General features: G+C 64.0%; 23 protein-coding genes and 1 tRNA gene. 11 read left to right on the forward strand and 13 right to left on the reverse strand.

What is annotated here, in order from left to right:
- Nucleotides 1-203 precede the first annotated feature (203 nt).
- The 8 genes from MKK51_RS26860 to MKK51_RS26895 all read left to right on the forward strand — a co-directional run bounded on the left by MKK51_RS26860 (nt 204) and on the right by MKK51_RS26895 (nt 4406).
- Nucleotides 204-1076, forward strand: a complete 873-nt coding sequence (locus MKK51_RS26860; protein ID WP_243983081.1) for an RNA polymerase factor sigma-32 — start codon at nt 204-206, stop codon at nt 1074-1076.
- Nucleotides 1077-1154: 78 nt separating this feature from the next.
- The gene (locus MKK51_RS26865) at nt 1155-1400 is read left to right on the forward strand and encodes a hypothetical protein (RefSeq protein WP_243982961.1); all 246 of its coding nucleotides are present in this window, start codon (nt 1155-1157) and stop codon (nt 1398-1400) included.
- A 3-nt stretch (nt 1401-1403) separates the two neighbouring features.
- Nucleotides 1404-2186 carry a 4'-phosphopantetheinyl transferase family protein gene (locus MKK51_RS27465; protein ID WP_243982962.1) on the forward strand — a complete coding sequence of 261 codons (783 nt, stop codon included), beginning with the start codon at nt 1404-1406 and terminating at the stop codon, nt 2184-2186.
- A gap of 63 nt (nt 2187-2249) precedes the next feature.
- A tRNA-Pro gene (locus tag MKK51_RS26875) sits at nt 2250-2326 on the forward strand.
- A 387-nt stretch (nt 2327-2713) separates the two neighbouring features.
- Entirely contained in the window at nt 2714-2986 is a 273-nt protein-coding gene (locus MKK51_RS26880; RefSeq protein ID WP_243982963.1) for a hypothetical protein, read from the forward strand.
- A 106-nt stretch (nt 2987-3092) separates the two neighbouring features.
- A complete protein-coding gene (locus tag MKK51_RS26885; protein ID WP_243982965.1) occupies nt 3093-3455 on the forward strand; it encodes a hypothetical protein in 363 nt (120 codons plus the stop codon).
- 309 nt (nt 3456-3764) lie between these two features.
- The gene (locus tag MKK51_RS26890) at nt 3765-4145 is read left to right on the forward strand and encodes a hypothetical protein (protein ID WP_243982967.1); all 381 of its coding nucleotides are present in this window, start codon (nt 3765-3767) and stop codon (nt 4143-4145) included.
- Between the two features lie 51 nt (nt 4146-4196).
- On the forward strand, nt 4197-4406 hold the full coding sequence (locus MKK51_RS26895; RefSeq protein WP_243982969.1) for a hypothetical protein: 210 nt from the start codon (nt 4197-4199) through the stop codon (nt 4404-4406).
- Here the strand turns inward: MKK51_RS26895 and MKK51_RS26900 are convergent.
- From MKK51_RS26900 to MKK51_RS26920, 5 genes are all read right to left on the reverse strand, one after another.
- The gene (locus tag MKK51_RS26900) at nt 4403-4615 is read right to left on the reverse strand and encodes a hypothetical protein (RefSeq protein WP_243982970.1); all 213 of its coding nucleotides are present in this window, start codon (nt 4613-4615) and stop codon (nt 4403-4405) included. The two genes, MKK51_RS26895 and MKK51_RS26900, sit on opposite strands and share 4 nt — an antisense overlap.
- A gap of 151 nt (nt 4616-4766) precedes the next feature.
- Nucleotides 4767-6617 carry a calcium-binding protein gene (locus tag MKK51_RS26905; RefSeq protein WP_243982979.1) on the reverse strand — a complete coding sequence of 617 codons (1851 nt, stop codon included), beginning with the start codon at nt 6615-6617 and terminating at the stop codon, nt 4767-4769.
- Nucleotides 6618-6777: 160 nt separating this feature from the next.
- The gene (locus MKK51_RS26910) at nt 6778-7221 is read right to left on the reverse strand and encodes a hypothetical protein (protein ID WP_243982981.1); all 444 of its coding nucleotides are present in this window, start codon (nt 7219-7221) and stop codon (nt 6778-6780) included.
- Nucleotides 7211-7669 carry a hypothetical protein gene (locus MKK51_RS26915; protein WP_243982983.1) on the reverse strand — a complete coding sequence of 153 codons (459 nt, stop codon included), beginning with the start codon at nt 7667-7669 and terminating at the stop codon, nt 7211-7213. Before MKK51_RS26915 ends, MKK51_RS26910 begins: the two co-directional genes overlap by 11 nt.
- Nucleotides 7670-7686: 17 nt before the next feature.
- Nucleotides 7687-8205, reverse strand: a complete 519-nt coding sequence (locus MKK51_RS26920) for a hypothetical protein (protein ID WP_243982984.1) — start codon at nt 8203-8205, stop codon at nt 7687-7689.
- Between the two features lie 111 nt (nt 8206-8316).
- On the opposite strand from MKK51_RS26920, the gene MKK51_RS26925 reads away from it, so the two are divergent.
- Entirely contained in the window at nt 8317-8574 is a 258-nt protein-coding gene (locus tag MKK51_RS26925; protein WP_243982986.1) for a hypothetical protein, read from the forward strand.
- Nucleotides 8575-8646: 72 nt separating this feature from the next.
- On the opposite strand, the gene MKK51_RS26930 is transcribed toward MKK51_RS26925, so the two are convergent.
- On the reverse strand, nt 8647-9288 hold the full coding sequence (locus tag MKK51_RS26930; protein WP_243982987.1) for a lysozyme: 642 nt from the start codon (nt 9286-9288) through the stop codon (nt 8647-8649).
- A gap of 74 nt (nt 9289-9362) precedes the next feature.
- Between MKK51_RS26930 and MKK51_RS26935 the strand changes: the two genes are divergently transcribed.
- Nucleotides 9363-9536 carry a hypothetical protein gene (locus MKK51_RS26935; RefSeq protein ID WP_243982989.1) on the forward strand — a complete coding sequence of 58 codons (174 nt, stop codon included), beginning with the start codon at nt 9363-9365 and terminating at the stop codon, nt 9534-9536.
- Nucleotides 9537-9628: 92 nt separating this feature from the next.
- Nucleotides 9629-9919, forward strand: a complete 291-nt coding sequence (locus MKK51_RS26940) for a hypothetical protein (RefSeq protein WP_243982991.1) — start codon at nt 9629-9631, stop codon at nt 9917-9919.
- 45 nt (nt 9920-9964) lie between these two features.
- Here the strand turns inward: MKK51_RS26940 and MKK51_RS26945 are convergent, their stop codons facing one another.
- From MKK51_RS26945 to MKK51_RS26975, 7 genes are read right to left on the reverse strand one after another with little or no spacing between them, the layout of a single operon-like run.
- Complete coding sequence (locus MKK51_RS26945; protein WP_243982993.1) at nt 9965-10591, reverse strand: hypothetical protein; 627 nt, start codon at nt 10589-10591, stop codon at nt 9965-9967.
- 3 nt (nt 10592-10594) lie between these two features.
- A complete protein-coding gene (locus MKK51_RS26950) occupies nt 10595-12433 on the reverse strand; it encodes an FAD-dependent oxidoreductase (protein ID WP_243982994.1) in 1839 nt (612 codons plus the stop codon).
- A 12-nt stretch (nt 12434-12445) separates the two neighbouring features.
- A complete protein-coding gene (locus MKK51_RS26955) occupies nt 12446-14626 on the reverse strand; it encodes a hypothetical protein (protein ID WP_243982996.1) in 2181 nt (726 codons plus the stop codon).
- 24 nt (nt 14627-14650) lie between these two features.
- Nucleotides 14651-15367: a hypothetical protein gene (locus MKK51_RS26960; protein WP_243982998.1), complete on the reverse strand. Its 717-nt coding sequence runs from the start codon at nt 15365-15367 to the stop codon at nt 14651-14653.
- Entirely contained in the window at nt 15367-18036 is a 2670-nt protein-coding gene (locus MKK51_RS26965; RefSeq protein WP_243982999.1) for a hypothetical protein, read from the reverse strand. The genes MKK51_RS26960 and MKK51_RS26965 overlap by 1 nt, the downstream gene beginning before the upstream one ends.
- A complete protein-coding gene (locus MKK51_RS26970; RefSeq protein WP_243983000.1) occupies nt 18036-18434 on the reverse strand; it encodes a DUF6950 family protein in 399 nt (132 codons plus the stop codon). The genes MKK51_RS26965 and MKK51_RS26970 overlap by 1 nt, the downstream gene beginning before the upstream one ends.
- Nucleotides 18431-18997 (reverse strand): hypothetical protein, encoded by a 567-nt coding sequence (locus MKK51_RS26975; RefSeq protein ID WP_243983002.1) that lies wholly within the window; start codon nt 18995-18997, stop codon nt 18431-18433. Before MKK51_RS26975 ends, MKK51_RS26970 begins: the two co-directional genes overlap by 4 nt.

Raw genomic sequence — 18997 nt, forward strand, 5'->3', positions numbered from 1 at the left:
GCCGCGCGGGCGGCTCGCGAGCGACGCGGCGTCGCGTCCCCTCCCCGTCCACCCTCGCGGAACTATCGGTGCAACGGCTCCGTTGTCCGGTGCCTGGGCCATGCCCCTGGGCCAGTGCCCACGCTGTCCGGACCATTCGGGTCGCTCGACCCCGAGAGTCCTTCGCGATGCGCGCACGCAACGGACGAGAGGCGGAGGCGGGAATGGCGGACATCGCGGGGATACGGCGACAGTTCATTCGTACGGCCATGGAGGCGCCCTTCCTGGCGCGAGACGAGGAACGCGGTCTCGCCGTCCGCTGGAAGGATGAGCGCGACGAACACGCGCTCCACCGCCTGATTTCCGCGCATATGCGGCTCGTCATCGCCATCGCCGGACGTTTTCGCCATTACGGCCTGCCCATGGCCGACCTCGTGCAGGAGGGGCATGTGGGCCTGATGGAAGCGGCGGCCCGGTTCGAGCCGGAGCGGGAAGTCCGCTTCTCCACCTATGCCACGTGGTGGATCAGGGCCTCGATCCAGGATTATATTTTGCGCAACTGGTCCATCGTCCGCGGCGGCACGAGTTCGGCCCAGAAAGCCCTGTTCTTCAATCTGCGCCGCCTTCGTGCCAAGCTCATGCAATCCACCGAGGAGCATGTGGGCGACGAGATCCATCGCCGCATCGCCACCGCCATCGGTGTGTCGCAGCAGGACGTCGCCCTGATGGACGCCCGTCTGTCGGGTCCCGACATGTCGCTCAATGCCCCCGTGGGCGAGGAGAGCGAGGCCTCCTCCGAGCGGATGGATTTCCTCGTGGACGGATCCGACCTGCCCGACGAGACGGTCTCGGCCTCGGTGGATGGCGAGCGCCGTCTCACCTGGCTCAACGAAGCGCTCACCGTGCTCTCCGAGCGCGAATTGCGCATCCTGCGCGAACGCAGGCTGACGGAAGACCAAGCGACCCTGGAGGCCCTCGGCCGCCGCCTCGGCATCTCGAAGGAGCGTGTCCGGCAGATCGAGAACCGCGCCCTGGAAAAACTTCGCCGTGCCCTGGCCGAGCGTTTTCCACAGACCGCCGGCAACGTGTACGTCTGACTGAACGGTGCTTGCCGCCTGAGACCGGCCCCGGCACATTGACGCTTCGGCATCCCCTTTGTGGGTGCACGCGCGAAGATGCTGTCGAGTCAGGTGGTGCGGGACGTCCATGACACGAACGGTGCGACCCGCAGGCCGCTCCTGGCCCTTGCGGTGATCCTTGCCGCGACCCTGGCGATCGCCGTCGCCCTTACCCGCACGCACGATCTCTCGTGGCTGGCGGCCGTCGGCACCTTCTATGGCCTCTTTGCTCTCTGCCAGATCGCTTATCTCGGCCTCGTCGTCGTTCAGGAGTGGGACGGCGCACCCGATCGATCGAGCTGACGCGTGAGCGCCGCTTGTCCGGAAGAGCCGAGGGCCGGCGAGACGCCGGATCGCACGGGGCCGGGTGCCCCCGTGACCGTCTGGGACGTCGACCTCACCCAGGCCATCGACCACCGGGCGACGTGCCGGGACCTTCTCTCCGACGACGAGCGCGCGCGCGCGTCCCGGTTCGTCCGCGACGTGGATCGGTGGCGGTTCGAGGCGAGCCATGCGGCCCTGCGCCTCGTGCTCGGGCTTCGGTGCGGATCGGACCCCCGCGCGCTCGTCTTCGGCGCGACGCCCTCCGGCAAACCACATCTCGTGGGGGAGCAGGCCGGATCATGCCGGTTCAGCCTGTCCCATTCCGGCAGCCGTGCTCTGATCGGGCTTTCCTCCTCCGCGGAGATCGGCGTCGATGTGGAAGAGATGCGTCCGATGCCCGATCTGCTTCGCATCGCGCAGGCGCATTTCGCGCCGCGGGAGATCGCCGCCCTCGAAACCCTCGCGCCCCGCGACCTCACGGTGGCGTTCTTCGCCTGCTGGACGCGCAAGGAGGCCGTGGCGAAGGCCACAGGCCAGGGCCTCTCCCTGCGCCTCGACAGCTTTGCCGTCTCCGTCACGCCGGAGAGGGCAGAGCTGCTGGCGATCCCGGAGGGGACGGCGGCGTGGAGCCTGCACGCCCTCCCCACGGCACCGGACCATCTCGCCGCCATCGCCATCATGGCGGCGGATACCGGCTTTCTCCGCCGCACCCTTCCCCCCGATTGGGCCGCCGGTCTCTCCACCATATCGCAACGAGGGCCATGATGGCGCTTGCGGCCCCGCGCCGGCCTCGCTATACGTCCGCTCGCCGGTGGAGACGCCGGCCGTCGGAGTGTAGCGCAGTCTGGTAGCGCACCACGTTCGGGACGTGGGGGTCGCAGGTTCAAATCCTGCCACTCCGACCAACACTTAGCTTGGTTTCTGATAACTGCCCCGACAGTTATCCCGACAGAAACCCAGCAAAACACCCCACCGCGAGCGAAAGAAACCCCGCCGGGCACGGAGCTGGGCAAGCCAAGCTACGCCACGCATCTGATTGGCACCTGGGTGCAATAACTCACAGGACGTAGAGCGAGGCGTGCCTAAGCCACGCGACGCATGTTACCGCTCTAGGCGCCAAATTGCGCGTTTGCGTTCGTGGAAAATTCGCAATGACCGCTGGACGCATCGGCTCCGCAGCCCTCGTATCTTGCTACTCACGCAATTCGGAATATGTACCCCTTCCTTAGAGATTGACGGACTCGCTCACATGCGGTGTGATTGAGCGCTGTTGAAACAGGCAGGATTATCGTATGTCTGCGCAAGCCAGGTGCGACGAAAAGAGATCGTCTCTGGTCGTCGACACATACCACGACTCATACCGTGAAGCGCTCTGCGAAGCGACACGACGTCGAAATCAGGCGGGCCACGAAGGGTCGATTACGAACGTCACCAAGTCGGCCTACGGTCGCTATGTGGTGCGAAGCCTTCCGGCTGAGTTCATTCTGGATATGGCCGTTGATGGAACGCCCATGCCGGGGTTCATGACTGGCTTCGGGTTTGGCGGAACGACCTTCAATGACTGACGAGAGAGGGGATGGGCCAGTCCCGTCCTCCAGCGTCCCCGTTGCGTATCGACCAGACACGTCGCACCACGCGTCCGATTTGGAGAGCATCCAATTCCGCGAGTTGATGGATATCGAGCGTGCGCGCATCGATAGTTCAAACCGCCGAACTGAGGTGGTTCGCGAAATGATCTCCGCCCAAGTGGCGCAAAACGCCCGGGAGTTCGAGTTCGCAACCCAGCGAATGGACGGGGAGGAGCGACGAGAGAAGCGGCGCCTCTCTCTTTTCACCCGCATCGTTTTTGCGGGTTCGGTTGTCGGCGTGATCCTCCTGGGCTTCCTGATGTACGTTGCCTTCTATGGGTCCCCAGAGAATGCAGCGATAGCGCGATCCTGGCTGACATCGGGCTTCAAAGCTTTTGGCGGAGGTGCAGTACTCGTGATTGCGGGCCAGATCCTCATGCGGCTCTTGAAGACCCCCCAGAATTGAATAAGCCCTCTACGGCATGAACCGAGCGTGTCTGTAGGAGTTCGCGCGATCGGGGGCAGCTCACCAGAACGCGCTCCCCCTCGACCTTGAACCGAACCACCGTCTCGTCCCGCGTCAGCGGCCTAGGGACAGGTGGACGAAGTCGCAGGAGTAGGCCGGCCCTGCACCTAGGTGCAAAAAACCCGCCGGGCACGGAGCCGAGCAGGTCTGTCGTCATGTTTTCTGAGGGATGATTTGGTAGCCCGCATGCCCTAGCGTGGCTGATCCCCATCCCCTATCCCGTCCGGCCCATCTCAACCGTCGGGCTTCATGTCAGCATCCCCAGCCTTCAAGATCGAACCCGGCAGCCCGCAGGCATGGCGTGAGGCCTTCCTCGACATGAAGCCGAGCGTGGTTCCGTGCCCTGGACTGACGCCCGCCGGCTGGCAGGCAGTTCATGCCGCGTGCTTCGACTTCCTCGACAAGCACGCCGACGAGGCCGGCCGACTCGGCTGGACGACGCTGCAGCTCTTCGGTGTGCATCCGGACCTTGGCGTGATCCGCTCCGACTTCTGCGGGGCCATGGTGCTGAGCGGCGATTTGGTATCTGCCGTTGAGGCCGACTACATCCGGTTCGAACGGACGCGGTACTTCCGGAATGTGCCGGGCCGGCCGAAGGGTGCCGTACCGATCTGGGCGGTGAAGAGGTAGGCGGCCGGGAACCCTGCCCTATGTCCTCGCGGTCGCAACAGAGACCCAATCATGAGCCGAGAGCGCGAAGAGGGCTACTTTATCGCCCTTGCGAACATGCGAAGCCACATCCGGCGGCGTGTGAATGAGGCCGATATCGCGAACGATGCTAAGCTCGAACTCCTCGGTCTGCTGTCGATGTTGGACGACATGCTGAAGGGCGAAGCACCTTCCGAAGAACACGACAACGATGCGCCGGAGCCGCTGAGTGGCAGCTTCTAACGCGAGCCATCAGCCCAGGTGACGGACGATCCCGGCTCCTTGCGCTCCATGGCGTTCAGGGCGTCGGCCAGATCATTTGCCTCATCCAACAGCATGACGACCTGTCGAATGCCGCGAACCAGAGATGGTTCGCCAGTGGCGATGTTGTACACCGTCCACCCGCCGTGATCGGGACGAATGTCGTACCGGATGACTCCATTGTCGTTCATGGACTAGCCCTCCGAGTCGGGAGGTGATCCTACGCCTTCGGTCGACAAACGAAAAACCCGCCGCGGCGTGAGCCGGGCGGGGTTAAGTTTCGATTGCGTCCCTGCTCCCAGGATGGGAGCCGGAAACGACTAATCCACGGATATGGCCACATCAAGCGCCGAATGTGAACAGGTCGCTCGGGGCAGCGTGGATCTCCGCCACGGTCACGTCGTGCAGAATGATCTTGTTGGCCCCCTCGACGCCGGCAAACGTGACGATGGTGTCCTGGCCGCCGTGGTACGCCGTGAACTTGATGTCGGACGCGTCGACCCCCGCGATATCGACGGTGATGTGATCCGCGTTGACGTCGAAGCCATAGACGTTGTCACGACCGAAGCCGGCCTGGAAGTGGAAGGTATCTGACCCGGCGCCGGCCAACAGCTTGTCGCCGCCCGCGCCGCCTTCGATCGTGTCACCACCCTTGCCGGCCTGGATGCGATCCGCTCCGGACGTCCCGGTGATCTCGACGTGATGGGCCGCCGTCGATTGCGATGTGATCTTAGATCCGGTCGTAACCGCGGACATTTCGAGGTGAGTGTCATTGCGAACGTAGACGACTTCGATGCCTTGGAAGGCCCCACCGGTCAGGGCGACGCTGCCGCCTCCCTGAACGAAGAGCAGGTCGGTACCGTTGCCGCCGTCCACGAGGGTGGGGGTGCCGGAAATGACGAGGCGGTCGTTGCCGCCCGCCCCTTCAAGCGTATCGGCGCCGCCGTTGCCGATCAGCCGGTTAGCGCCATCATCGCCGATGAGGATGTCGGCGAAGGCCGATCCCGTAAGGTTCTCGATGGCGATGAAGCTGTCGCCGACCGCGTCGCCTGTCCCGGCCACACCTCCGCTAAGATCGGCCCTCACGCCGTCGGTGGAGCCCGCGTAGCTGGCGGTATCTATGCCTGATCCGCCGTCGAGCACATCAGCGCCCCCCCCACCCTCTAGAACGTCGTTGCCCGCACCGCCCGACAATGTGTTGGCGCTTGCATCACCGGTGAGGAAATCGGCGTAGCCACTCCCAAGCAGATTTGCGATATCGACCAACTGATCTCCAGATGCATCACCCGCACCCGTCGTGGCCTGGATGCCGAAAGCCAGGCCCAAATTCGCAATGACGCCTGAAGCGGAATGCTCGTAGCTGGCAGTATCGGTTCCGCCGCCACCTTCTATGTAATCGGCCCCGTTGCCACCTTCGAGATTATTGACCGCACCATTGCCGATCAATACGTCGTCCTGATCGCTGCCGATGGCATGAGCGAAACCAACAAGGACATCGCCGTTTTCGTCCCCTACACCTTCCTGGACGCTGTGGGACAGATCGATGACAACGCCCAACGCCGAATGAGCGTAACTTACCGTATCGAAATTACCGTCAGCATTGCTCCCGCCGTTAAGGTTGTCCGCACCTGCGCCGCCCTCAATAGTGTTGGCCCCGGCATTGCCGAAGATCGTGTCATTGAGCGCGCTGCCCCGGACATTTTCGATGGAGATCAGAGTATCGTCCTGCGAAGCGTTCCCTTCGCGCCCATAGCCGGCATTGAGATCGACATTCACGCTGACCGTGGAGTGTTCGTAGCTTACCGTGTCGACGCCAGTGCTGCCATCTATCCTATCAGCTCCGGCTCCACCCTCAATAACATCATTACCGGCGCCGCCAGATAGATTGTCAAGCCCTGAGCCTCCGCTTAAATAATCATCAGAATTAGCACCACGTATCACTACCCTTGTGTTATTATCGGAAAAATCAAAATTAAAGCTTACTGCTCCTGGTATAAATTTAACCGTCTCTACAGTCGTGCCGTTAGTTACGATAATGCTTGTTGTCTGAGGAACATTATCATGTGGCACTATATAGCTAATCAGGTTTTGATAGAAACTATTTGGATCTAAAAAATATATTGCAGATAATCCAAGGTCATTACTACCGTTGGCATTGTAGGATGATCCATATGAGTACCTGATCGATGCCATGGCGTTTTTCCATTCTGACCGGTGCGTCGTGACTCAAACACCGAACCCATAGGCCCTGCGTCAAATTGATGCAAATTAAGCACACTTAAGTCCGCCTCTGCAATTAGTGGCTGGGAAAGATGTTTACGTTTTAGGATACATGTGGTGTGGCGTGCCAGGGTTACCCCGCGCAACGCATATCCTTCGTGCTGCGGGTGAGGCCTTGGATCGCTTCGACCATCTCCCGGTGTTCACGGTGCCGATCCTCCGCGAGACGCTGCTCGTGCTGGCGGCGCTCCTCCAGAAGCCGTCGCTCATGCTCTCGATGCTCCTCGGCCTCTTTCTTCCGGAAAGCCATTTCGGTCTCCCGCATGAGAGTGCACCGGTCATGTGAGGCCGACACACCGCGCAGCCCGTCGATAATGTCCTTCAGGTCGGTCTGGCCCATGACCATTCCGGCGATCTGGGCGAGACCATTCCCGCCCACGGTCGGAGGCGCGATATGCGGTTTCTCCACCTTGGCCCGCATGTAGCCTATGACCGCGAGGAGGATGCCGCCCCCGCCGCCGGCGGCCAGGAGCGTGCTGAGGATATCGACCCACTGCTTGACGTCCTCAGGTGACATGGCGTGGCGCAGCTCCAGCAGAGAGGGAACCGTTCTTAAACATATCGTAGCCGGTCGCGAGAACGCACCAGCCCTCGAAGCAGAAGCAGACCGGGTACCAGCCAAATCCCGCCGGTAGCCGCGTGTTGAAGGCGTAGGAGCCGACCAGCATGAGGAAGCCGATGGCAAGCCAGCAGAGGCCGCCAGTCAGGGCACCGACGAACCGGATCACCGGAGTCCGCCGCCACCAGCCGTTGATGCCGAGCCCGACGCCGCGGAGGACGGCGACGAGGACGGCGAGCATCCCCCAGCGGGTCTCCGTCATCACCTCGCCCATGATCCGGTAAACCGGCATGTCGAAGTAGGCCTCGGGGCGCAACATGCTCCCCCCCCAGACCAGGAGCATGCAGGCCAGCATCCATTCCAGGGGGCGCGTCATGTGCATCGACGTTGGGGTGTGCGAGTTCATGGCTGCGCCTCTCTGGCTTACTGCTTGGGCAGTGATGCGAGCGCAGGGGCCACGATGTCAGCCGCCTTCGCGCCGACATCCAGCTTGAGCAGGCGGAACAGCTTGTTGGCGACCTCCTCCGGCCCCCCGGCTTGGTCCATCGTCCACTTGCTGACCGCGTTCACGTCGGCACGGTTGACGGCGCGCTGGAGGGCGTTGGCCACGATCTCGGAGCCGATCGGCACGGTGACGGTGCTGTTCTTCACCGCGCCGGCCGTCGCGTTGACGCCGAAGTCGAACCACTTCCGCAGGGTGCGCTCGACGAGGGCTTCCGAGATCAGCATCCGAGCCATCGGGTAGAACTTGGCGAGCAGCGCCATGATGGTAGCCGTCAGCAGCGGGACGAGGATGCTGCCGACGAGCTGAGCGCCCGCCACGATGTACTCGCCGTAGGGGATGACGACCCCCGGGGTGACGGCGGGCGTGGTGGTGCCCTGCGCGAAGGCGACAGAGGCGGCACAAGCGAACGCCAGCGCCGCGAGGAAGAAGCGGGTCATGATGGTCTCACGATGTGGGAGGGGTGCGCGGCGGGCCCGGCCGGCTCGGGTCGACCTACGAAAAGCTAAGCGTTAATGAGCAAAGGCGCCAAGGCAAACGAAAGGAGCCACTTGGCGTTCGACATCAAGGGAATGGGTCATTGTTCAATGTGCAGCGGGATCGAACAGCTTTTGGACGCACTGTTCCGTCAGGTCGCGTCGGACGAGTTTCTAGCCTGGCAGTTGTCGGAACTTGCTCATGACTTTTTCAGCAACGCAGACCCTGAGGTCCAGGCTCTGCTTACACGTGTCATCCACCAACATAGGGTAAAGGCGATGGAGGGACGAGCGCGGATCGCTGCATTAAAAGGAGGCCGTGAAAAACCTTAGTCTTCTAGCTGAAATTATAACTTATCGCGATTGATGTTTCGTCAGGCGAATGGGCGATACTGCTCACCTAAGTTAAGCCTTGAACCTTAACAGATCGCCTAGAACGGTAAGGAACCGCGCGATCATGTTTGGCTTTGCATCCACCGTGGGTTCCGCGAGTGGCATGGCGAGCGGCGCGGTTGGGACAACCACTGGCACGACCGGCGGCACATCAATCGGCACCAGCGTGGAAAGCGGCGCGCTGACGGGCTTCGCATCGGTACTGCGGGCCTTAGGCGCCGCCTTCGTGTAGGGCGTGAGGAACTGGTCGCGCTCGGCCTCACGCCGGGAGATGATCGCGGCCGGCTTCTGCCACATCATGATCGCCTCGGCGCAGCCCTTCCGGTCGCCCGCGTTGAGGCGGCGTAGGAATGTCGAGCCGGTGAAGCCACCCACGCCGATGTTGAAGGCGATGGAGATCAAGGCGTCCCGCTCGTGGTCCGCGACGGGGACCTTGATGGCCGAGAGGATCGGCAGGGCATGCGAGGCCAGATCCTCGAGGAAGAACGCATCGGCCTGAGCCTGCGTGATGACCTGGCCGAGTTTCACACCCTTGATGTGGCCGTAGCCGATCGTCGGAACGCCGACGCTGTCGAGATAGGCTTTCAGCCGCACGCCTTCCCGCGATTTGAGCGCGGCAAGGCCAAGCGGCGTCATGATGGCGGACGCGGCCATGCGTAGTCTCCCGAATAGTGAATGCAAAATTAACTGCCTACGGTCGGCTTCTCAGACCGGGGCGGATTTTCGACATGCAGCACTTCGACAACGGGCACTCGCCGGAGCCGAACGAGCACTTCGTCGATGCCTTTGTGGACCGCTTTCGAACGGTCGCGGTGCTGGGCTTTTTGGTCGGCATTGAAGCAGCCGGGCTTGCTGCGATGGCGTTTGGTGCTGTGTTCCTTGGCAGGTGGCTGGCAGCCTAATCCTGGGAGGTGACTGCCCGGCTCAACGCTTAGCCGGATGCCGGCATGGTTTCTGCGGCTTTAACTGTACTCGCCAAAAACGATATAGTTCGATGAAACTTTTGCCTAAGGTGGAATTCGGGGCGGCTTTGCCCCAGGATCTTAGAATAATGCTGCCCGAATTAACCTTGTCCGCCCTGCCACGTCATCTCTGGCTCGGGATCAAAGTCATGGCGTCGATTGCGGGGCTGTACGCCTTGGCGGCACCGTCGCCGTGGGCTGGCTTCGATCGCAGTGGCATGGCTCATTTGGCCGCGAAGAAGACGATCGACTACGATCCGGTCGTTACAGGGTCAGTCCCTAAGATCGTGCCGCGACAAGTAAAGAAGGCGGTCAAAGTTTAGGCTGAACACTGCCGCCGGCCTTAGGGTCCGACAGGCGTATGCTCCTCAATCCACCCTCGGGTTGGGATCGGCCGAGCCCTGCCACCAGTCGCAGGTGGCCTTCACCCGAAGCTGAAACGTGAAGTCGATGGCGGGCTTCACCTTCGGGATCCACCAAAGGTCCACTGGCTGCAGGCGCTGCCGGATCGGCTGGACGACTAAGACCCTGTAGCCTCCAGCCCATGCCGCATAGGACTGCCCCCAGTCGACCACGGCGGTGTCGGGGTACGGCGTGCCGTCGGCCTGCGGTGGGTCGGTGTAGATCCCGCCTTGCATGGCCGAGAGGGCGGCCGGCGTGGAGCCGACGGCGCTGAAGAACTGAACCTCGACGATGTCGCACTCGAAGATGTCGGGTTCGATCAGGATTTGCTGGGCGGCACCGCGGGCTGCGATCGTCGCCTTCGCGATGATGGCGTCCGTCGATAGCGCCCAGACCTCTGGATCGCCTCCGACGGCGTCGAGGTTGCGGCCACGCAGGAGGCCGCTGACGAGAAGCGAGCGGGCAACCTGCGTGTCCGCGTCACCCGCGAGCAGCCCACGGCCACCCTGAACGCGCTTCCTGGCCGTGGCCGTCGAGGTGGACGAGGAGCTGGAGCCCCCGCCCGGCATGATGCCGATCTGACGAACGCCCATGGCTTATATCCCTGGAATGCTGGTCGGGTGACCGGCGGCGATGATCTCGGGGAGGATGTGCGTCTTGTAGTCGAGATCGCCGATGTAGATTGGACGCCCCGCCGCCGCGGTGAGCTTCGCCGAGACGGCGGCTGCTCGACCGCACACGTCGCCGCCGAGCATGAAGCACATCTCCAGACGGTACGGGAGCCACCCCTGTCGGGTGCCGGCCGTGCCGCGTGAGAAGGTGAGGTTCGGGCACTGAGCATACGGAGCCTTCAGCGAACGCCACTTCATCAGCGCCGCGACCAGCTCTTGGCCGCCGGCCAGACCGGACCCGCCTTCCATTGAGATCGTGCCGTCCGTATCCGCGAAGCAGTCCGCCCAATGGCCGTCGGCGTGCGGATAGCCGTAGGCGAACACCGGATCCTCGACGTTCTTCTCGGGCGCGGTGACGTCGTCATACTGCTGGTCGGCCTCGGCGACCGCGCGCCGCCCCTCGCGGACGTACATGTGAGGAGACATGCCGGCGACGTAATAGCGGAGGAAGCGCCATCGAGCACCCGTCTCCGGGGCCGTGCTGGTGCCGGCCGCGCCGTCGAGGATGGACGTGCCTTGCGCGGTTGGGCCGCCTACGGCTGCCGTGGCCGTCTTACCGGCCTTCGTGCAGAGGTAGAGCTGCGATTTCCAGGCCCGCACCGTGCCAAGCGTGACGTCCGTCTCCGGTTGCCACTCGGTCTCGACGAAGATGTTCGGCACCAAGCCCCACTTCGCCGTCTCCTCCGCAATTTGGAAGGTGCCGGTGACGTTGCCGTTCGCGTCCTTCTCAACCAACGGAGGCAGCGCGGCCCAGCGGGGATCCGTACAGATGGCCTTGAGCAACCCGGCCTTGTGGATGGTGTACTCACCCAGATACCGGATGCGTTCGTAAGGCGTCATCTGGAACCAGTCGAGGAACTGCCCGATCCAGTTGGTGCCGATCTTCAGCAGGTTGCCGTTATTCCAGTCGTACTGTGGGATCGTACCGACGGGGTCCATTGGCGCGTTGCTGATCGAACCCGGCTCTTTGCCGTAGTTCTCTGACTTCGCGATCTCGTAGTCTTTATCATAGTTCGAGGGGTCGTAGTTCGGGACGATCAGGTCGGCGAACTTGATCCGGTTGGCATGGTTCGTAGAGATGAGACGCTGGTTGTAGGCCATCACCTTATGATCGGCGTCGCCGACCTTCTTTGAGGAGCGCGGATTGACGCCCTTCAGCCGTCGACCGGTGCCGAGCTTCGTCGCGCGGGCCTTCGTCTTGCTGGCCGGGCGGACGCCGGACGTGATGTCGCCAGTGCTGGCCGCCGACTCGCGGCCGATCTTGAGCATCACCTTGCCCTGGAGCGCGGCGAGGTCGAGCTCATCCGTCGCATCGTGGAAGTTCAGGCCCGGATACTCGACGCCGCCGCAGGTCACCGACAGGATCGCGTTGCTGACCGGATCGACGGTTACGGCTTCCAGCGGCGCGTTGTTGATGATCGTGATGACGCCCTTCCCGACTTTGCGCGTCGAGAAGTCCGCCATCATTCCCTCAAAAACGGTGTGGATCGTCTCGTTGGTGACGAGCAGGATCTTGTCGCTGGGCGGGGAAATGTCTGGGCGGGCGAACTTGGATAACCGATAGCAAGTCTCCAACAGGGCGCCGGTTCGCAGGTGCCCGCTGGAATTCTTGAACGTGTTCATACGGTCGGTCTGCAGCAGGCCGGACCCCCATTCGAACCACCTCCGGTGGGTCGGGTTGAATACCCTCGCGTCCTCGCCGCCAAGCGCCGTGCAGTAGGCGCAGGTCATGGCGCTGGAGCTGCCGCCAATGATGTTGTGCATGGCGAGGCTCCCTTACGCTGCCGCTGCGGCATCGGCCGCCGCAAAGATGGCCTTCATGGCGTCACGCACGGCGAGGGCGGTGGCCGCCGCCTGCAGGCTGTAGCCGAGCCAGAGCCCCCGCAGTTTCTGGTTCGAGATCGTCGGCGTCGTGTTGCTGGACGTGTTCACCGCCAGCAGCGTGAACTCACGGTCGGCAGGGGTTAGGCTCTGGGAGTAGTCCGTCCCCGTCCCCTCCACGTATCCCGTGAAGCGATCGAGCAGGGTCCGGTTCATGGCGAGCCAAGCGGTGGCAGCGGCATCGACGGCCACGTTCGCGCTGCCGCCCGAACGGAAACCGGCCTTACCGTTTGCCGAGTTCGGCTTGATGATGAGGGATGCGGAGTTGCCGGCGATCCCGATCCCGGTCTCGAATGCGGCGTTTGCATCAGCCTGAACTGCGAAGAAGTGCCCATCCGCCGTGATGCCGAGAGATGCTGCCGTAGCTAGGCCGGAACGGATGTAGGAGTCGCCGCCGCTGGCGACGTTCTTGTACGGCACCAATACCAGCCGCCCGGCCGTGGTCGGCTCGACGAGCGTCATGGGCAGGCCGGGATTGGCGAGATTGACGATCAGGTTCTCTCGCGCATGCACGGGCGCGGTGAAGATCGTGCCCTTCGCCAGCGCCCCCAGGTCGTTGAGCTTGTTGATCTGGTCTCGCAGAACCGCGCGGTAGCTCTTTTTGAATTCCTGGTTCGGGTACGCGGAAAGCACCTGGTCGCCGAAGAAGCTCCCGCTGATGTATCCCGGCACCAAGCGGTCCTGAGATAGCCGGATGGGCGCGGGGATCGCCGCGCCGGTTACGGTACGAAGCTCAGCAGGTCGGGCGATGACCGACACGGCTTCCTTCCCCTTGTTCATCCAGTCGACGATCGTGCCGGCGTAGATGATCGGATCGCGATCGAACGACGCTTTTCCGCCATCCCAGCGGATTGCGAGGTCGTGGGTGGGGCACTGGATCTGGAAGTTCTTGCGCTGGTCGTCCGGCGGCAGGATCACCTTCGAGGTCAGTTCGGCGGTGAGCCCCGGCGGTTCGGAAGAGTACGTGATAGGGTCCATCGTCAGTCCCTTGATGAATGCGACGAAGTCGGCGGCCGAGGCGTCGGCAATCGCGCCGGTGGCAGGGTCCACGCCGATGAAGAGGAGGGATGCGATCTTCTCGGCCGTGACGGTCGGGATGCCCTGGCCGATGAAGAGCGCGGCCTGGCGGGCGTTGGAGATGCCGACCCACTTCCAGCCGGCCGGAGAGACCGACCACTGGTATTTCCCGGCATTCGGGACCGTAGCCCCGGTGACGGGATCGGTGTGGCTGCCGGTGTCGCTGTCCTGAACCTCAGCGCCGGCGCCCGCGATGCGACCCGCCCGAGGACTGAGGTCGGCCGCCCACGTGTTCGCGTAGATGACGTTCGACGACTGGGAGACTTCGAGCTTCGCGACGCGGGCGATGATCGAGGCGATGTCCGCGCCGCCGGCCAGGGCGTCGGACACGTCGTAGAGGCGGACGGCGCCGAGGTCCGTCTGCTGGCCGTTTCCGTAGACCCGGAAGAAAGGGACGACGTAACAGGCCGTGTTGGGGACCGTGTAGATCGGCGTGCCGGGTGCGCCGGCCTTGCCGATGAAAATGTCGATGAAGAATGCGCCGTTGCCCGTGGTCGGCGCGTAGGCGTCGCCCAGCCGCACGTTGCTGACCTGGCTATAATTGGCGTTGAGGTTCTGAAGCCGCAGCTCGAGCGCGTTCTGCTCGGGGTCGGTCGGATCCTGGAAGCGGGCGAACTCGTAGTGCACGAGGTACGCGCGGCCCGGACGGACGTGATAGATCCGCCGCGGCGCGACATCGATGTAACCAAGGCCCGGATCGGTATCGGCGCCGGAGATACGCAGCACCTGGCCGAGGTCGCCCCCGTTCTCGATGGTGCCCTTGTCAATGGCGGGCCGGAGCTTCGGCGAGCCCGTCATCACGCGGGTGAACAGCGTCTTGGCGTCGCCGGGACGGTTGGGATCGCTCCCCACCAGATCGGTGTACGGAGCAAGCTGGACCTGCAGCGCGGCAAGGATCGCGGCGATGTCGGAGACCTTACCGGCCTCGGTCAGCCCAGCGTTGATCTTGTCGCGCGCGGACGCGCCCGCGTCCGAAGACGAGAGTTGAGATAGGGCCATGCGGTCCTCGGTTTGGAAGAGGTGCTAGAAGGCTTCGACGAGGTCGAGGATCACGGTGCCGAACCGCGAGAGTTGCAGTTCGATTTCGGCGTCATCGTCCGAGGCCCGCCGCATCAGGCAGCGCGGCTTGGCGAATTCCAGGGCTGTGCCGGCCGGGTAATCGCCCCGCAGCCAGGGGCGGATAACGGCACCGACAGTGCCCGGCGCGGCGAGGCCGCCAGCATCGACAGGATCAGGACCGGTTAGGGCGGCGAGGATGTGTAGGCGCTGTCCGATCCCGAACAACATGCCTGGGATGAGCAAGCCGCCGCGAACGCGCTGGATTGTCACCTGCGTGACATTCATCGCCGCGTTGGCGAACAGCCTGAAATCCAGATCGGCCGAGGTGTCCGCATTGGCGTCCCACGCGGGGTCACGTGCCGCGTCGCGGTCGCCTTGGGATGTGACAATCGCACCGCCGGTCAGAGGATCAACAAACCACGGCACGCGGTGCCCTTCGCATGGGCCGACGAGTAGCGTCCCAGCCCGTCCATCGAGCGAGGCGAGCATCGCCCGCATCGCCAGCACCTTTTCCCGGGTGTTGACCGGGATCGTCATACTGGCCGTCGCGTAGCCGGACGGGCCGGCGATGACCTGCTCCTGGTTCGTGATGGAGCGACCACCTCCCTTCGACGCGCCCTTATTCGCGTTCCACCGCTCCGTGGACGGGACGAGAATGGGGTTCCATACGACTGTCGCCATCAGGTCACCGGAGCGAAAGAACAGGCCCAGGCGAGCATGCCTTTGGTGGAGTCGCCCGCGTAGGAGATGGTCCCCGGCGCGCTGGCGAGGTTCAGGCGGTCCTCGATCGCCATCGCTCCGGACGCACCGGCCGAGGCCGACGTGTTGGCGGTGACGATGAGCAGCCAGTAATCGGCCGAGACCTTCTGAATGGTCGCGGTGACGCCGCTGAACGTGGTCCCGCTCGGGGTGCCTACGCTAATCGTGCCGGCGGTGAGGTCGAAGGTCGTCCTGACGTAGTCGCCGGTTCCAGTGCCGGAGCTGTTGACCAGGTCGATGCGGCCCGCGGTGCGCCCGGAGGGCTTGAGGCCCCAGACCGCACGGATCTTCGAGCCGGAGGCGAGGCCCGTGGCCTTATAGGCGACGGTGTGAACGACGTTGGTGCTCCCGGTGATCTCCGAGATCAGGCTTGCCGTGTTCCCGTCCGGTCCCTTGTCGTTTGGCGATGACGCCAGCGCCACCGTGGTGCCAGACTTCGTCCACACGCCGTTGCTGAGGTCATTCGGGTACTGCGTGACGTTTCCTGGCAGTGTGACGTAGAGCAGGGACAGGGGCGCGCTGGCCGCGCTCGCCACACCCGAGGCGTTCTGCGCCGTGAGCCACCACGTGATGTATCCGAGCGAGATCGTGTCGGTGAGGGCGTCGGTCTGATAGGGGTCGACCGCCTTGCTGACGCTGAGGGCCGCGTCGGCGAACACCTTGCCGAAGCCGGTGGCGCGGAAGAGTTGGACGGTGCGGGCGTTGCCGCCCGACTGCTTGACCGCGTGGGTGACGGTCGTCCCGCTGAGCGTCGCGGAGGTGTAGGCCGGTGCGTTCGGTGCCGTGCCGTCGGCGGTGGCCGTCAGGGTCACCACGTCGCTCCAGTCGGACACCGTCCCGCCGGATCGAAACCGGACCCGGAACACATAGGACGACGTATCCGTGAGGGGCCCGGCCTCGGCACTGACCGCATCCTCGCGCAGCGCCATCGCGCGAAAGGCGGAGTTCGACGCCGAGGCGAGGCGATACTGCGCCTCCGCCGTAAGGTCCGGCCGGTTCGACGCCACCCAGGAGAGGATCGCCCATACTGCCGTGTTGCCGCCAGCGATGACGCGCCGGTCGGCCACAACGCTTACGCCCGTCGGAGCGGCAATGGAATTCAGCCAACTGATGGTCTGGGGCGTCGTCGGCTTGACCGGTTCCTCCAAGGCCGGGTCCCACGCGTAGGTCGCCGTCGATATGGAGGAGATACCGAGACCAACTGCCGAGGCATCGCCCTCGATGTTGAGGGCGGAGACCGCGAAGTCCTCATCGAACATCGAGCCAATCTCCGGCACCGGGTCGAAGGTGACGTGCACATTCTCCGAGCCGAGGGCGTCGAGAGCCGGCAGCTGACAACCGAGCGAGCCCGTCCAAGTCGGGTTGTCCTTCTTGAACCTGATCTTCGCGAGGCGTGCGGCCTGCGTCCAACTCGGGACCATGATGAGGTCGGCCGACTGGTCGACAACACCGATGCGGGCTTGCGAGGCTGCGTCCTGATAGGCCGCAACCTGCGTGGCCTGGTAGAAGTTGTCTGGCTCGGTGTAGGCGACCGTCAACCGGTTATAGCCGTCGATCCGATCCACGCCCTGCTCGACATCGGCGGAGAGGATCTGCTTCGTCGGGATGTTGACCAGCGGCGCCCTGTAGCGCCCGCCGCGAATGCCGTACTTGCCGGACGGTCCCTGGACGATGGTACCATCACAGGTCGCGCCCATGCGGGCGAGCACGTCCTTGGGGGCCTCGTTGTAGAGATAGGTGCCGCCGATGCGATACCGGGGCTCCGTCGTGCCGTCCTTGCGCTTCACCCCCTCGGCGCAGAGGGCCGCGTGATCGGTGAAGCTTGGAACGTCGATCTTCGCCAGCGGGAAGCGCGCGCCATCCTTGCGGCGCAGATAGTCCATGATGCAGAGGCCGGCGTTCTCCGAAAATAGCCAGGTCGCCGGGTTCGTCGGGTCCTGTGCGCCGTCGGCCGGGTTCCAGACCCGCGCTCCGCGAACCACGAAGCGCAGAACCGTCGCATACCCCTGCGGGTAGACGATCTGCTGATCCTCTTTCTTGACCGGATTGAAGACGCAGACGACGTAAGCCAGCCCGTTGAGCTGGTGCTGCGGCGTCCAGATCTCAGGATAGTTCGTCTGCAGCAGCGCCGAAGCGGCCTGGTTGTCGTCCCCCAGAAATGGATCGAAGCGGACGCGATTGTTGTAGGGCCAATCGCTGACGGTCCCGCCATTTTCGCCAAGCGTCGTGTGGATCGCCTTGTCACCGATCCAGTATTGCTCAATCCCGTCGATGCGGTGGCCCGCGATCACGATGCCCTGGAAGAGATTGCCGTTGCGGGCATCCCAGAAGAAGCGGATGCCACCGACCATGGCGCGGCCATAGATACCCACGCGCGGCCCTACCGCCTGGCTCATGGTCGCCTGCTGCGCCTCGTTGCGCGGCTTCTCGGCCGTCAGCGCCTGGATGGCGAGTTGGGCGCCAGTCGTGGCCGCGATGATCGTCACCGAACCGATCACGGTCGCTGCCGTGCCGGGCACCGCGACGGACGCCGTCACCGCTCCCAACTCGGCAAGCTGGGTTAGAATGGCAAGGCCGATTGCCTCCGCCATTAGACGGACCAGGCCTTCACGATGCCGGCCGGCGCGAACAGGACGCCACGGACGGTCTTGCAGGCCCAGCGCGGGCCGGTGGAGATCATCAGGAAGGGGCCAAGACGGGTTTCGATCACGCCGACATCTCCCGCCATGGGGCTCGATGTTTCAGGAAGCCCGCTCTCGTCGGCGAGGCGGGAAGCAAGGGCGACAAGCCCGCCCTCGCGCGCGAGCAGGCGCAGGCAGGATGCCTCGTCGTGATAGGTGCCGCGCAGTCGAGCGGCAGGGTCGTGCCCGCGCTCAACCGCGATCCAGTCGCAGACCCACAACGAGCAATCGAGAAAGCCCCATACGAAGGTCGAGGCGCTGCCGGCGCGGAGGTGATCGCGCAGGCGATGCGCGCGGCCAGCGGTCACGAAGGCCAGTTGATCGTTTTGCCGATAAGGCTCGACACCTGCTCAAGCCCTCGGTCGCCGGGAAAGCGGGCCTTCTGGTCGGTGTCGGTCAGGAAGCCGAAGGGGGGCTTCGACCTGCGGACCCAGGCCGTCTCGGCGGTGACCGATACGGAAAAGACACCGCCGCCCTGCGCCTTGTAGCGCATGACGTCGAGCTCCCCGTCCCAGATCGCAATTGGCGAGCCGAGCAGCCCCCAATCCTCGCCGAAGACCTGGAGGTAAACGGTGACGCCGCGCCCCTTCACGGTCGACGAGGCTTTGCGAGCGAGAGCGGCGACGCGGCCATCCACCCCCGACATCTCGAAGGTGACGACGGGTGCCGTCGTGCCGATCGGCGTGGCGAGGGCGGAGATCGACCCGACACCGCCGGTCCCCTCCCATTCCTGTGCATCGGCGGTGCGCAGTGGCCCTGACTGGAAGCCGTAGCGACGTGGGTCGCCGACGAAGTCGAAGAACACCAGCGGCGAGAGGCGAACGGTGCGCTGCGCCAGGGCTGAGAGCGTGGCCGCGTCGAAATAGGCCAC

It is taken from the genome of Methylobacterium sp. E-045 (assembly GCF_022829685.1).
In the GTDB taxonomy this organism is placed as follows: Bacteria; Pseudomonadota; Alphaproteobacteria; order Rhizobiales; family Beijerinckiaceae; genus Methylobacterium.

What these genes read in the sequence shown, in the direction of transcription:
- MKK51_RS26860 (WP_243983081.1), top strand. Translation starts at nt 204, where the DNA reads ATGGCGGACATCGCGGGGATACGGCGACAGTTCATTCGTACGGCCATG.
- MKK51_RS26865 (WP_243982961.1), top strand. Translation starts at nt 1,155, where the DNA reads ATGCTGTCGAGTCAGGTGGTGCGGGACGTCCATGACACGAACGGTGCG.
- MKK51_RS26880 (WP_243982963.1), top strand. Translation starts at nt 2,714, where the DNA reads ATGTCTGCGCAAGCCAGGTGCGACGAAAAGAGATCGTCTCTGGTCGTC.
- MKK51_RS26885 (WP_243982965.1), top strand. Translation starts at nt 3,093, where the DNA reads ATGGATATCGAGCGTGCGCGCATCGATAGTTCAAACCGCCGAACTGAG.
- MKK51_RS26890 (WP_243982967.1), top strand. Translation starts at nt 3,765, where the DNA reads ATGTCAGCATCCCCAGCCTTCAAGATCGAACCCGGCAGCCCGCAGGCA.
- MKK51_RS26895 (WP_243982969.1), top strand. Translation starts at nt 4,197, where the DNA reads ATGAGCCGAGAGCGCGAAGAGGGCTACTTTATCGCCCTTGCGAACATG.
- MKK51_RS26900 (WP_243982970.1), bottom strand. Translation starts at nt 4,615, where the DNA reads ATGAACGACAATGGAGTCATCCGGTACGACATTCGTCCCGATCACGGC.
- MKK51_RS26905 (WP_243982979.1), bottom strand. Translation starts at nt 6,617, where the DNA reads ATGGCATCGATCAGGTACTCATATGGATCATCCTACAATGCCAACGGT.
- MKK51_RS26910 (WP_243982981.1), bottom strand. Translation starts at nt 7,221, where the DNA reads ATGTCACCTGAGGACGTCAAGCAGTGGGTCGATATCCTCAGCACGCTC.
- MKK51_RS26915 (WP_243982983.1), bottom strand. Translation starts at nt 7,669, where the DNA reads ATGAACTCGCACACCCCAACGTCGATGCACATGACGCGCCCCCTGGAA.
- MKK51_RS26920 (WP_243982984.1), bottom strand. Translation starts at nt 8,205, where the DNA reads ATGACCCGCTTCTTCCTCGCGGCGCTGGCGTTCGCTTGTGCCGCCTCT.
- MKK51_RS26930 (WP_243982987.1), bottom strand. Translation starts at nt 9,288, where the DNA reads ATGGCCGCGTCCGCCATCATGACGCCGCTTGGCCTTGCCGCGCTCAAA.
- MKK51_RS26935 (WP_243982989.1), top strand. Translation starts at nt 9,363, where the DNA reads ATGCAGCACTTCGACAACGGGCACTCGCCGGAGCCGAACGAGCACTTC.
- MKK51_RS26940 (WP_243982991.1), top strand. Translation starts at nt 9,629, where the DNA reads ATGAAACTTTTGCCTAAGGTGGAATTCGGGGCGGCTTTGCCCCAGGAT.
- MKK51_RS26945 (WP_243982993.1), bottom strand. Translation starts at nt 10,591, where the DNA reads ATGGGCGTTCGTCAGATCGGCATCATGCCGGGCGGGGGCTCCAGCTCC.
- MKK51_RS26950 (WP_243982994.1), bottom strand. Translation starts at nt 12,433, where the DNA reads ATGCACAACATCATTGGCGGCAGCTCCAGCGCCATGACCTGCGCCTAC.
- MKK51_RS26955 (WP_243982996.1), bottom strand. Translation starts at nt 14,626, where the DNA reads ATGGCCCTATCTCAACTCTCGTCTTCGGACGCGGGCGCGTCCGCGCGC.
- MKK51_RS26960 (WP_243982998.1), bottom strand. Translation starts at nt 15,367, where the DNA reads ATGGCGACAGTCGTATGGAACCCCATTCTCGTCCCGTCCACGGAGCGG.
- MKK51_RS26965 (WP_243982999.1), bottom strand. Translation starts at nt 18,036, where the DNA reads ATGGCGGAGGCAATCGGCCTTGCCATTCTAACCCAGCTTGCCGAGTTG.